At 37.9% G+C, this 13,020-nt stretch carries 9 protein-coding genes; 7 read left to right on the forward strand and 2 right to left on the reverse strand.

The window, feature by feature from the left end:
* From cysG to oppF, 7 genes are all read left to right on the forward strand, one after another.
* Complete coding sequence (cysG, locus tag ABN217_RS01875) at nucleotides 1-1,383, forward strand: siroheme synthase CysG (RefSeq protein ID WP_349439082.1); 1,383 nt, start codon at nucleotides 1-3, stop codon at nucleotides 1,381-1,383.
* 660 nt (nucleotides 1,384-2,043) lie between these two features.
* Complete coding sequence (locus tag ABN217_RS01880; protein ID WP_197269110.1) at nucleotides 2,044-3,681, forward strand: ABC transporter substrate-binding protein; 1,638 nt, start codon at nucleotides 2,044-2,046, stop codon at nucleotides 3,679-3,681.
* 271 nt (nucleotides 3,682-3,952) lie between these two features.
* Nucleotides 3,953-5,590 carry an oligopeptide ABC transporter substrate-binding protein OppA gene (gene oppA, locus ABN217_RS01885; protein WP_115349871.1) on the forward strand — a complete coding sequence of 546 codons (1,638 nt, stop codon included), beginning with the start codon at nucleotides 3,953-3,955 and terminating at the stop codon, nucleotides 5,588-5,590.
* Nucleotides 5,591-5,667: 77 nt separating this feature from the next.
* Nucleotides 5,668-6,588, forward strand: coding sequence for an oligopeptide ABC transporter permease OppB (gene oppB, locus ABN217_RS01890; RefSeq protein ID WP_197269111.1), 921 nt, complete (start codon nucleotides 5,668-5,670; stop codon nucleotides 6,586-6,588).
* An 18-nt stretch (nucleotides 6,589-6,606) separates the two neighbouring features.
* Complete coding sequence (gene oppC, locus ABN217_RS01895) at nucleotides 6,607-7,515, forward strand: oligopeptide ABC transporter permease OppC (protein ID WP_072068288.1); 909 nt, start codon at nucleotides 6,607-6,609, stop codon at nucleotides 7,513-7,515.
* A 10-nt stretch (nucleotides 7,516-7,525) separates the two neighbouring features.
* Nucleotides 7,526-8,512: an ABC transporter ATP-binding protein gene (locus tag ABN217_RS01900; RefSeq protein WP_072068287.1), complete on the forward strand. Its 987-nt coding sequence runs from the start codon at nucleotides 7,526-7,528 to the stop codon at nucleotides 8,510-8,512.
* Entirely contained in the window at nucleotides 8,509-9,516 is a 1,008-nt protein-coding gene (gene oppF / locus ABN217_RS01905; RefSeq protein WP_072068286.1) for a murein tripeptide/oligopeptide ABC transporter ATP binding protein OppF, read from the forward strand. Before ABN217_RS01900 ends, oppF begins: the two co-directional genes overlap by 4 nt.
* Nucleotides 9,517-9,610: 94 nt before the next feature.
* Here the strand turns inward: oppF and ABN217_RS01910 are convergent, their stop codons facing one another.
* Both ABN217_RS01910 and ABN217_RS01915 read right to left on the reverse strand, forming a co-directional pair.
* Nucleotides 9,611-11,809 carry a T6SS effector phospholipase Tle3 domain-containing protein gene (locus ABN217_RS01910; RefSeq protein WP_349459007.1) on the reverse strand — a complete coding sequence of 733 codons (2,199 nt, stop codon included), beginning with the start codon at nucleotides 11,807-11,809 and terminating at the stop codon, nucleotides 9,611-9,613.
* Nucleotides 11,806-12,558, reverse strand: a complete 753-nt coding sequence (locus tag ABN217_RS01915; protein ID WP_349459008.1) for a T6SS immunity protein Tli3 family protein — start codon at nucleotides 12,556-12,558, stop codon at nucleotides 11,806-11,808. The genes ABN217_RS01910 and ABN217_RS01915 overlap by 4 nt, the downstream gene beginning before the upstream one ends.
* Between the last annotated feature and the right edge of the window lie 462 nt (nucleotides 12,559-13,020).

Below are 13,020 nucleotides of genomic sequence, written 5' to 3' on the forward strand. Positions count from 1 at the left end.
ATGGATTACTTTCCAATATTCTGTCAGCTCAAAGATAAACCTTGTTTATTAGTGGGAGGCGGTGAGATTGCTGAACGTAAAGCCAGATTGCTTATGGAGGCAGGGGCTATTATTTCTGTCATTGCCCCTTCATTTACAAGGCAGTTTATGCAATGGCATACCGAGCAAAAACTAAACTGTATTACAGGAATATTTAATGAGGTTCATTTATCTGGTAAATGGCTTGTTATTGCTGCAACAGATAGCGAGCAAGTGAATCAACAGGTTTTTCAATCAGCAACAGAGAATCAGATATTTTGTAATGTGGTGGATTCACCAGAGCAAGCTAGCTTTATTATGCCGTCTGTCATAGATCGTTCCCCCATTGTGGTGGCGATTTCATCGGGCGGAAAAGCACCTGTATTAGCCCGCATTTTGCGAGAAAAAATTGAACAACTCCTCCCTAATTATCTTGGTGAGCTAGCACAACTTGCCGGAAAATTACGAAATAAAATAAAACAGCGTTTTTCATCGATGAGTGCAAGACGTTATTTTTGGGAGCAATTTTTTGCGGATAAATCATTACAAGCTGAAATAGAAGCGCAAAGAGACGATGGTATTGAGCGACGCATTAGCGCACTGTTATCTGAAAATCAGCAACCTCAAGGCAGTGTTGTTTTAGTTGGCGCAGGGCCGGGTGATGCTGGGTTAATGACCATTAAAGGTTTACAGCAGTGTCAGCAAGCAGATGTAGTGGTTTACGATAGACTCGTGTCTGATGAGGTTATGGCTCTTGTTCGTAGAGATGCGCAGCGCATTTATGTTGGTAAGCAAGCGGGTTTTCACTGTGTTCCTCAAGACGAAATTAATCAAATTTTAATCAAAGAAGCCACTGCGGGAAAACGAGTGGTGAGATTAAAAGGAGGCGATCCTTTTATTTTTGGTCGAGGCAGTGAAGAGTTAGAAGCTTTGATTGAACATCGTATTCCATTTTCAGTGATCCCTGGTATTACGGCAGCATCAGGCTGTACAACTTACGCGGGTATTCCTTTAACGCATCGAGATTATGCGCAAAGCGTTCGTTTTATTACAGGACATGGAAAAGGGTTAAATGAAGCCCAGTGGCAATGTATTGCGCAAGAGAATCAAACATTGGTTTTTTATATGGGATTGACTAAAGCCCATTACATTCAGCAAATGTTACTCAGTCAAAACATGTGTGCGACGATGCCTGTTGCTATTATCGAAAAAGGAACATTAACAGCACAAAAAGTGATTACTGGGCAATTACATCAACTAGCACAGATGGCAGAAACAATGGAAAGTCCAGCGCTGATTATTGTGGGAGAAGTTGTCAAGTTGAATGATAAGCTACAATGGTTTCAATCAAAATCGGCTAAATAGCTGAAAAAAATTGAAGTTGACGTTATAAAATAAAAAAACCTCTTTAATATTCAATATGTATATTAAAGAGGTTTTTTATCTAATGCATAGAAATATATATGAAAATATTTTTTCATTTCATTTCAATTAAACAATTAGATTAAAAATTAAAAATTAAAAATAAATAATAAAAGTGAATGTTTAATAATCTACGGTAATTTTTAGGTTGGAATTATTATTCAATCTAAAGCTCAATTTATTGCTATTTTTAATTAATTTCAAACAGAAACTCTTTACTTATAACGCATCATAAAGTTCTGTAAGTTGGATAAAAACCTTCCTGATTATATTAATTCTGTGAGCTACGTAGGTTTTCTATCTATAAAACTTGCGTGATGTTAATTAAATGTTTATTTGTTGTTTTACCTCTTGTGATATTTGTTTTTTATTTTTCTAAGATAGAACCTTTGAGGGCTAAATAAAGTTAAGTGATAAGAATATCGCATTAATTGACAAAATTTACGATAAGTGTAAAAAAGAAGCGTGTTGTTATCACTTTCTATCTTGTCTAGATCTTAAAATGTTTAAGAATAGTCATTATTACAATCAAAATTTAACAGCGATGCAAATCGTTAATTGAGCGACCCCGCTATAAATTACTGTTTATTAGGAGAGGTACCCATGAAAAATAAAGCTGTGTTAACGATGATGTTTCCAGTCGGTATTATTTCACTTGCCTTAACCTCCTTTTTTTCTCATGCTGTGACTCCCCCTGAAGGCACTATTCTGGCAAAACAACAACATATTGTTATTAATAATGGCACTGAGGTTTCGTCACTTGATCCCCATAAAGTAGAAGGCGCGCCTGAAGGTAATATTATTTTGAATTTATTAGAAGGTCTGACTTATGTGGGGCCTAATGGCGATAGCATGCCAGGCGTTGCGTTGCGCTGGGAAACTGATGATAACAAGGTGTGGACATTCTATTTGAGAGAAGATGCCAAATGGAGTGATGGGACGCCAGTAACAGCCGAAGATTTTGTTTATAGTTGGCGTCGATTGGTAGATCCTAAAACTGGTTCACCTTATGCCAGTTATCTCGAATATGCTTATGTTGAAAATGTTGCAGATATTCTTAGTGGTAAAAAATCCCCCGAAACATTGGGTGTGAAAGCGATAGATCCCTACACTTTGCAAGTCAATTTAACCAAACCAATTCCTTATTTGGTTGATATGGTCAGTCATACATCATTAAAGCCTGTTAAAAAAGAGATTGTTGAAAAATACGGTGTTAATTGGACTCGCCCAGAAAACTTTGTCGGTAATGGGGCTTATATCATTGACAATTGGATTGTGAATGAAAAGGTAACTTTAACGCGAAACCCACTTTATTGGGATAATAAAAATACCATTATTGAGCAAGCCACGTTTTTACCAATTAGTTCAGAAACCAGTGATATTAACCGTTATCGTAGTGGTGAAATTGATATTACCAACAGCGCTATTCCTCCAGTTCTTTATAAAAAAATGAAGCAAGAACAGCCTGATAATTTACACGTTACACCTTATCTATGTACCTTTTATTATGAACTCAATAATAAAAAAGCGCCTTTTGATGACGCCCGAGTTCGGGAAGCTGTGAAATTGACACTTGATAGGCAAGTGATTGCTGAAAAAATAATGGGACAAGGCCAAATCCCTGCTTACTCTTTTACACCATCTTTTATTGGTAATGGTAATTTTAAGCCGCCTAAATGGGCATATTGGACACAACAACAACGTAATGAAAGGGCGCGTGAGTTATTAAAAGAGGCTGGATTTGACAGTAAAAATCCGCTGACTTTCACATTGCTTTACAACACTTCAGATCAAAATAAACAACAAGCTATTGCAGCTGCATCAATGTGGAAAAAAAGTATTGGCGCCAATGTCACGTTACAAAATCAAGAATGGAAAACAGCGCTAGAAAATCGTAATCAGGGCAATTACCAAGTTGCTAGAGCAACATGGTGTGCAGATTACAATGAACCGACTTCATTTTTAAACTCATTTCTTTCTAAAAGTAGCCTAAATACGATCTTTTATGAAAATAAAGCCTATGACGACACATTAAATAATGCACTACTTGCACTCGATAATGGTGCACGTCATCAACTCTATCAACGCGCTGAAGCCTTGCTAGATAAGGATTCTGCGATAGTACCTGTTTATTATCGTGTCAGTGTTAGATTAGTGAGTCCAAAAGTAGGTGGATTTACTGGTAAAGACCCCTTTGATTATACGGACTTAAAGCGCTATTTTATAAAGGTAGATAACTAAAACTGGTAAATTATCGGTATTCTATAGTTATGTACGATTTAAATGGTTAAAAGTGACTTTAACCGTAGTAAAAAATAAAAAAGCTACACAAAAAAGATAACGGCATAAAAAAATTATAATGTTATCAGGCAATTAAGCACTGATGGCAATTAAGTAAGTTTGATTTATTTTTTGTAAAAACAATAAGTTGTGTAAACCGTTCTAAAACACAACTGAACATCACAGAATGGTTGTCTAACAACCAACTCACTAACTGGGAGTATTTTATAAGATGAGTAATTTAACTAAAAAGAGTGCGTTGGCGATTGCAATAAGCGCAATCTTTGGATTGTCAGCACTAACAGCTAACGCTGCGGTTGTTCCAGACGGGGTAAAATTAGCTGAAAAACAAGTGCTTGTTCGTAATAATGGCTCTGAGCCACAATCACTTGATCCTCATAAAATCGAAGGTGTGCCTGAATCTGCATTAGCACGTGATCTCTTCGAAGGCGTTACTATTGTTGGCCCAGATGGTGAAATTCTACCCGGCTCAGCAACTAGCTGGGAAAATAAAGACTTCACCGTTTGGACATTCAAAATTCGTGAAGGCGCTAAATGGTCAAATGGCGAACCTGTTACAGCACAGGATTTTGTTTATAGCTGGCAACGTTTAGCAGATCCTAATACGGCATCTCCTTATGAAAGTTATCTACAATATGCGCATATCGTCAATATCGACGATATTATCGCAGGTAAGAAAAAAGCCACTGAATTAGGAGTTAAGGCATTAGATAACAACACATTAGAAGTGACATTATCAGAAGCAGTGCCTTATTTACCAAAATTATTAGCTCACTCCTCCATGTCGCCAGTTAATCAAAAAGTGATAGAAAAATTTGGCGAAAAATGGACTCAACCTGCTAATTTCGTCGGTAACGGCGCTTATAATTTAAAAGACTGGACAGTCAACGAGCGCATTGTTTTAGAGCGTAGCCCAACCTATTGGGATAATAAAAATACCGTTATTGATAAAGTCACATTCTTACCTATCTCATCAGAAGTCACCGACGTAAACCGCTATCGTGCGGGCGAAATCGACATGACATATAGCAATTTACCCATCGAACTTTTCCAAAAACTGAAAAAAGAGATCCCGGATGAATTGCGTATAAGCCCATATTTATGTACTTATTATTATGAAATTAATAATGAGAAAGCTCCGTTTAACGATCCTCGTGTCCGTGAAGCACTGAAACTGTCAATGGATAGAGATATCATCACTTATAAAGTGAAAAACCAAGGCGATATCCCAGCTTATGGCTTTACCCCTCCATTTACTGATGGCATTAAAGAGAACAAACCAGAATGGTTTGCGACTTGGACACAAGAACAACGCAATGAAAAAGCACGCCAATTATTAGAAGAGGCTGGCTATAACAAAGCAAATCCACTGAAATTTAAGCTTCTGTACAATACATCCGACTTACATAAAAAAGTTGCGATCGCCGCTTCTTCAATTTGGAAGAAAAACTTAGGTGCCGATGTTTCTCTTGAAAACCAAGAGTGGAAAACTTTCTTAGATACTCGTCACCAAGGAACTTATGATGTTGCTCGTGCCGGTTGGTGTGCAGATTATAATGAACCTTCTTCATTCCTGAACATGATGCTGTCTTACAGCAGTAATAACACTGTTCACTATAAAAACACAGAATTTGACGCATTGATCAAAGAGTCTTTACGTGTGAAATCTGATGATGAACGTGCCGCTATTTATCAAAAAGCTGAAGGTGTATTAGATAAAGATTCGGCTATTGTTCCACTTTACTACTATGTAAACACCCGTTTAGTGAAACCTTATGTCGGGGGTTATTCAGGTAAAGATCCATTAGATAATTTACATACTAAAGACTTGTACATTATTGCTAAGTAATCGGGCGAGACCTTGCTTTTTAAGGCAAGGTCTTTTTATCGTCACGCCTGAATAGGTTTGTGTTATAGGAACGGGCAATGCTCAAATTTATTTTTCGTCGCTTTTTGGAAGCGATACCGACTCTATTTATTCTAATAACGATTTCGTTTTTTATGATGCGCTTAGCGCCGGGTAGTCCTTTTACGGGTGAAAGAAAACTCCCGCCTGAGGTAATGGCAAATATTGAAGCGAAATACCATTTAAATGATCCCATTTATAAGCAATATTTCGATTATTTAATTCAGCTATCGAAAGGGGATTTAGGGCCTTCTTTTAAATATAAAGACTACAGTGTAAACACCTTAGTCGGTAAAGCATTCCCTGTTTCAGCTAAATTAGGGCTGTCGGCATTTATTTTTGCCGTAATTTTAGGTGTGGGGGCAGGCGTGATCGCGGCACTGAATCAGAACAGCAAATGGGATTATACCGTCATGACTTTTGCCATGACGGGGGTTGTAATACCGAGTTTTGTTGTCGCACCACTCCTAGTGCTTATTTTTGCTATTACCTTAAGGTGGTTACCAGCAGGAGGTTGGAATGGTGGCGCAGTGCAATATATGTTGTTACCAATGATTGCATTATCGCTTTCTTATATTGCTAGCATCTCGCGTATTACCCGTAGTTCAATGATCGAAGTATTACACTCAAACTTTATCAGAACGGCCAAAGCGAAAGGCTTGCCGATGAAAAGAATTGTACTGCGTCATGCTTTAAAACCCGCGTTGCTACCTGTTATTTCTTATATGGGGCCTGCATTTGTCGGTATTATTACGGGCTCAATGGTTATTGAAACTATCTTTGGATTGCCGGGTATCGGACAACTTTTCGTTAATGGTGCTTTAAACCGAGATTACTCATTGGTATTAAGTTTAACCATTATCGTCGGTGCATTAACGATTTTCTTTAATGCCATTGTCGATATTTTATATGCCGTTATTGATCCGAAAATTCGTTATTAATAGATACTGGAGCGCGTTATGTTATCACTGAAGGAAAACAGCGAAGCTCTGGGGAATTTCTCGGAGCAGCTAGATATTGAAGGTCGTAGTTTATGGCAAGATGCTCGTCGTCGTTTTATGCACAATAAAGCTGCGATCACGAGCCTTGTATTGCTTTTCTTTATTATATTATTTGTTATTTTTGCCCCCATGTTATCACCATTTCTTTATGATGATACTGATTGGGAAATGATGTCAATGGCACCTGACTTTGCCTCTTCTCACTATTTTGGTACTGACTCATCAGGCCGTGACTTATTAGTACGGGTTGCGATTGGTGGTCGTATCTCATTAATGGTAGGTATTGCGGCAGCCTTTGTTGCGGTCATTGTTGGCACACTTTATGGCGCAATGGCGGGTTATATTGGTGGGCGTGTTGACTCAATAATGATGCGCTTACTCGAAATATTAAACTCATTCCCATTTATGTTCTTTGTTATCTTATTGGTGACATTTTTTGGTCAAAATATCCTACTGATTTTTGTTGCTATCGGCATGGTGTCTTGGCTTGATATGGCACGTATCGTAAGGGGACAAACTTTAAGTCTAAAACGTAAAGAATTTATTGAAGCTGCGCTGGTATGTGGTGTTTCATCACGCAATATCGTGCTAAGACATATTGTTCCTAACGTATTAGGTGTAGTGGTTGTTTACGCCTCGTTATTAGTGCCTAGCATGATTTTATTCGAATCCTTTTTAAGTTTCTTAGGTTTAGGAACACAAGAGCCATTAAGCAGTTGGGGTGCACTATTAAGTGATGGTGCAAACTCAATGGAAGTTTCTCCTTGGTTGATTCTTTTCCCGGCTTCGTTCTTAGTTGTCACACTGTTTTGCTTTAACTTTATCGGTGATGGCTTACGTGACGCATTAGATCCGAAAGATCGTTAAGGAGAACAAAATGACAAATACAACAAATAAGTCGTTATTAAGTGTTAAAGATCTCAGTGTCACTTTTGGTACCGCAGATGGTGACGTTACGGCAGTGAATAAGCTGAATTTTGAATTATCAGCAGGTGAAACCTTAGGCATTGTTGGTGAATCGGGTTCTGGTAAATCGCAAACAGCTTTTGCTTTGATGGGATTATTAGCGAAAAATGGTCGTACAGCGGGTAGTGCCAATTTTAATGGCCGTGAGATCTTAAATCTTCGTCAAAGCGAATTAAATAAAATGCGCGCTGAAGAAATATCCATGATATTCCAAGATCCAATGACTTCATTAAATCCTTATATGAAAGTCGGCGCACAGCTTATTGAAGTCTTGATGCTGCATAAAGGCATGAGTAAAAATGATGCTTATGCGGAATCAGTTCGTATGTTAGATGCCGTAAAAATGCCTGAAGCACATAAACGAATGAGTATGTACCCTCATGAATTTTCAGGCGGGATGCGTCAACGTGTCATGATTGCAATGGCATTACTGTGTAAGCCTAAACTGTTAATTGCTGATGAGCCGACAACGGCACTTGATGTGACGGTTCAAGCACAAATCATGACACTGCTAAATGAGCTTAAAAATGATTTAAACACCGCAATTATTATGATCACCCATGACTTAGGGGTTGTTGCGGGGATTTGCGATAAAGTATTGGTAATGTATGCAGGGCGCACTATGGAATATGGGAATGCGCGTGATATTTTTTATCAACCCTCACACCCTTATTCTATCGGGTTGCTACAAGCCGTTCCGCGTTTAGACGGTGAAGATGAGCGACTAGCGACTATTCCGGGTAATCCTCCTAACTTATTGCGTTTACCAAAAGGTTGTCCATTCCAACCACGCTGTCAGTATGCAACAGAGCAATGTTTGTCGCATGAGCCTGAATTAGCGCAATTTGCACAAGGGCGATTACGAGCCTGTTTTAAAGCGGTGGAGGAATTGGTATGACGCAGGCCACATTACAAGATAGAAAAGTTATTCTAGAAGTGAATGACTTAAAAGTTTATTTCGATGTTCAAGATAATAAACAGTGGTTTTGGAAAGCGAAAAAAAGCCTCAAAGCCGTTGATGGTGTCACATTGCGTTTATATGAAGGTGAAACATTAGGGGTTGTTGGTGAATCTGGTTGTGGTAAATCGACATTTGCGCGTGCCATTATTGGGTTAGTCAAAGCCTCTGGGGGTACAGTCACTTGGTTAGGCAATGATTTATTGGGAATGGGTAATAAACAATGGCGCGATATTCGCCAAGATATTCAAATGATTTTCCAAGATCCACTGGCTTCCTTAAACCCAAGAATGACGATTGGCGACATTATTGCTGAACCCTTAAAAACCTATCACCCTAAAATGAAACAGGCGCAAGTGGTTGAAAAAGTGAAAGCAATGATGATGCGAGTCGGATTATTGCCAAACTTAATTAACCGTTATCCTCACGAATTTTCAGGAGGACAGTGTCAACGTATCGGTATTGCTCGCGCATTAATTCTAGAGCCTAAATTGGTGATTTGTGATGAGCCCGTTTCTGCACTTGATGTATCAATTCAGGCTCAAGTAGTTAACTTGCTGAAAGATATTCAAAAAGAGATGGGGTTATCGTTGATCTTTATTGCCCACGATCTGGCTGTGGTAAAACATATTTCTGATCGTGTCTTGGTGATGTATTTAGGGCATGCGGTAGAATTAGGCACCTATGATGAAGTTTATCATCACCCATTACACCCTTATACCAAAGCGTTGATGTCAGCAGTGCCTATTCCTGATCCCGATAAAGAGCGTAATAAGCACATTGATTTATTGGAAGGCGAGTTACCTTCACCGATTAATCCACCATCAGGTTGTATATTCCGTACACGTTGCCCAATGGCGGATGAAGAATGTGCCAAAACACGCCCTTTATTAGAGGGAAGTTTCCGCCATGCCGTCTCTTGCTTAAAAGTAGATCCGCTTTAATGTAACTAAATAGTGTTGATAAGAGAAGAAGCCTGCTTGAATAAATTCAAGCGGGCTTCTTATTTTTAACATGCAGAATATTGGACATTTATTATTATTTTCTCTTTAACGGATCTTCGATAATATCGGGCATCTTTGGTAAATCTAATTCGCCTTTTTCCATATAGATATCTAAGCCACTTAGCCAATCCGCATATTTTCTTAACTCATCCATTCTTTCTGGGTTTCTACCTATTTCACAATAACCAATAGGTAAATCATAAGTGACTACACGACGAAGAAACAGTGAATTTCTTGGTAATGTACCATGGTCAGTAGGGCGTTGATTATATTCGCGAATACGTGTTCTCATCTCTTCTAAGGTTTCATATTTTGAGGTTGTATTTTTATCTTGAGGATCTAACAGTGGGTTATTCTGGAGTATTTTTCGCTCTTCTGGGGTGAGTTCAACCCAAATACGATGTTGATAAGAATAGAGATCTTTATAGAAATAGTATTCGGCATCTTTTGGAGTGTAGATATCTAATTCATCATCATAAAGAATTTGCCCATAACCTTGACCTAAAGGTATCTCTTTTTTCTGATTATTAGCATTGATATTAATTTCAGGGGCTGGTTTCTCCGCTTTTTTTTCTATTACGGCAAAATCTTCATCAAATGTTGCTAATTCGGCTGGTGTAATAGGGTGAGGCACTTCTGGGGCATTAATATTTAATGACATATTAGCGGAAGGAGCTGGCCATGCGAAGCCTTCTAATGTTTTGGTATTACTGTCCCAGAAAATATTACCGTCACTAAATCGTCCATTTGCATCGGTAAATACTGTGTTTGGGTTGGGTTTTTCACCACAAGGCGTATTACGTGCTAACATTCTGATATAGGGCGGATGTTTAAGGCTAAATAGTGGATGGTGAGAAGTTTGCCCCTTTTGAGTAATATTAGGAAGTGGACACCAACCAATACTTTGTAAAGGCGATGAGCCCATTACGCGATCGTGTGGATTACAATAAATATAAAATCGCCCATGATTATCTCTTTCCTTAATCATTTCACCTTTAGCTAATTTTTCCTTATTTTTTTCAATATTTCTTTTCTTGCTAATATCAAGTTTTTCTCCCTTATATATGACGACATCAGGAGTCCAACTTTTCTTATCTTCACTCTGCCCAACAATTAGACCTGAATATCCACAAGGGGCATCTTTCAATCGATTTTTATTTTTTGCAATTTTATCAATAATTTCTTTAAGTGTGGCTTCTCTATGTGCTTGATTAATATTTTCATTGTAAACATACGAGTAACTATTTAAGAAATTATCTTCTGTGGCATAAGGAGAATTTAAAACAAACAAACTATCAGGGGGTTCAATTGCTGCTGCGGCTAACGCTATCATGGTACCTTGGCTGTGTGAAATGACGGTAACGGTATCATAAGGATAATCTTTACGTATTTTCCCGACTAAATTGGCTAACCGTTTTACAGCATGAGCATAATAATGACGAGGAGGTGACTTTGTTAATAACCGATCTGTTTCAGGGTTAAAGGCTTGTACATTAAAAGGGATTGGCGTTGGGATCACGGTCCATAACATCGCGAGATTGCTAAAGCCACTCTTACTCCATAAACTGACTAAATTATTGCATCCATTTTGAAATGGCCCACCGCCCCAGAAAAAAGGACCTTTATGTTTAATTTTTTCATTAATAAAGAGGCGTTTTTTACGGTAAGGCAAGGAATGGTATTCTTGTACAGTATTGTATTTTTTTATATCTTCAAGGGTCCAATATCTTTCATCTTTATGACTGTATTCGGGCTCTAATATCTCACTGACTAAGCGATGATAGCTTTCTCCGGCTCTATTTTTTAATGGAATACAATATTGGCCTAAATCGTCATCAGTTGCACGATATCCCCAATAAAAACGGATCACGGGGGAATTACCCAACTCGGTTAAGGTTCGAATAGGTTCTTCATAAATATAGTGGCTATTATCATAATTTTTTTCATCTAAAATAAACTTAGATTGGTAATATTTATTCCTTTCCAACTCATAAGCTGTACCAGTAAGATTCAGTCTTTCATTAAGTCCTTTGCACAGTTCTCGTTCAGCATCGTCATACCACTCTCCTTCTGAATTCACTCCATGAACAAAAATAATAATACCGGGTAAATGAGGTTTAGCATGGATTTCTGCCCCAATATTGGCAGCGTGGGTGATAGAACGCCATTCTTGACTGCCATCAAGGCATTCTTTAGGTTTTAGCCAACGGGTTGGATTGCTGTTACTCATCATTTTTCTGCCTGTGAAATAGGATAAATAGAAGGGGCACTACAATCAAAACGGGTTTGTCCTGAGGGGGTTTTTAGTGTTGGAGAGGGAGATTCTTTATCCCCGACACTACTATGAACATAATTTGAATCGGTGGGATCAAAATAAAATTTTCGCCACCAAGGTTTAGCTAATTCATCATTAGCTTCTCGACGACTGACAGCGGTTTCTCCTAAATAAAATCCCTCATCAGTGACGATGATATCGAAAAAAGAAGAGTAGTAACCAGGGTGGTCAGTGTGAATACCAAACCCCCCATTTGTGGGCCTAAAGTTTTTTCCACCATCAAGGGTGACAAGAATAACGTTAACACAACCTGTTTTTGTTCCTGCGCAACGACTGGTTACACGACTCAATACTCCCGGAAAAGCAAAAGCATCATCACGCTCGGTTGCCCAGATTAAACGCCCTTGATAACGGCAAGCTGAAGACCGGATAATCTCTTGGTGGATACCTTTTTGAGTATTGTTGTAATACGTCGAGCCACTGCGCCTTTCATTATATTTCTCCAAGGTAAAAAAGCGGTGGTCATCAATACGATAAATGACAGTGGGAGGGCCATAACTTTTAATCTCTTCGGCTATTAAACGTTGTTGCTCGGCGCTATCTTGTTCCGCTTTGATAGCGGCTTTTTCTTTTAATGATAAGCAACCGGTTAATAGCGTGGTGCTTAAAATAAACAGTAAGGGAAGTTTCAGTTGATGTAATAACATGGGGTGTCCTTTCTGTGATGCTGATTTGTTTATATGTGCATCTGCCGATGTTTTATGACTGTAAAATTAATCACGGTATCTATAAAAAATTGTGATTTATAACATCATGCTAATTCAATAATATTGCTGTCCTTGGCGGTTATAACCATGTTTTATAAATGATAAAAAATATAATTTATTAATTATTAAAGTAATAAAGCTAATTTATTATTTTTTGAAGTGAAGTTATATTTTTATTCGATAATTTTAGTTATAGCAAGCAAGATGCTAATTATCAATGTGTTGACTTTATTATTAAGACGGAATTCGCAAAAACAAATTCTTACTTTAGTAGTCATACGTAATTAAATTGATCTTATTAACATTTAATAGGTTTAATTAAAATAATAAAAATAGCGAATGCACAGGTGTTTTTGTTTTAAATTATATTAACTATTGATAACGTAATGGAATATTAGTTGA

This window comes from Proteus sp. fly-1067 (genome assembly GCF_040139345.1).
GTDB classification, from domain to species: domain Bacteria; phylum Pseudomonadota; class Gammaproteobacteria; order Enterobacterales; family Enterobacteriaceae; genus Proteus; species Proteus vulgaris_B.

Bases quoted from the DNA above. Each gene is read 5' to 3' on its own strand.
- cysG (WP_349439082.1), top strand. From the start codon at position 1: ATGGATTACTTTCCAATATTCTGTCAGCTCAAAGATAAACCTTGTTTA.
- ABN217_RS01880 (WP_197269110.1), top strand. From the start codon at position 2,044: ATGAAAAATAAAGCTGTGTTAACGATGATGTTTCCAGTCGGTATTATT.
- oppA (WP_115349871.1), top strand. From the start codon at position 3,953: ATGAGTAATTTAACTAAAAAGAGTGCGTTGGCGATTGCAATAAGCGCA.
- oppB (WP_197269111.1), top strand. From the start codon at position 5,668: ATGCTCAAATTTATTTTTCGTCGCTTTTTGGAAGCGATACCGACTCTA.
- oppC (WP_072068288.1), top strand. From the start codon at position 6,607: ATGTTATCACTGAAGGAAAACAGCGAAGCTCTGGGGAATTTCTCGGAG.
- ABN217_RS01900 (WP_072068287.1), top strand. From the start codon at position 7,526: ATGACAAATACAACAAATAAGTCGTTATTAAGTGTTAAAGATCTCAGT.
- oppF (WP_072068286.1), top strand. From the start codon at position 8,509: ATGACGCAGGCCACATTACAAGATAGAAAAGTTATTCTAGAAGTGAAT.
- ABN217_RS01910 (WP_349459007.1), bottom strand. From the start codon at position 11,809: ATGATGAGTAACAGCAATCCAACCCGTTGGCTAAAACCTAAAGAATGC.
- ABN217_RS01915 (WP_349459008.1), bottom strand. From the start codon at position 12,558: ATGTTATTACATCAACTGAAACTTCCCTTACTGTTTATTTTAAGCACC.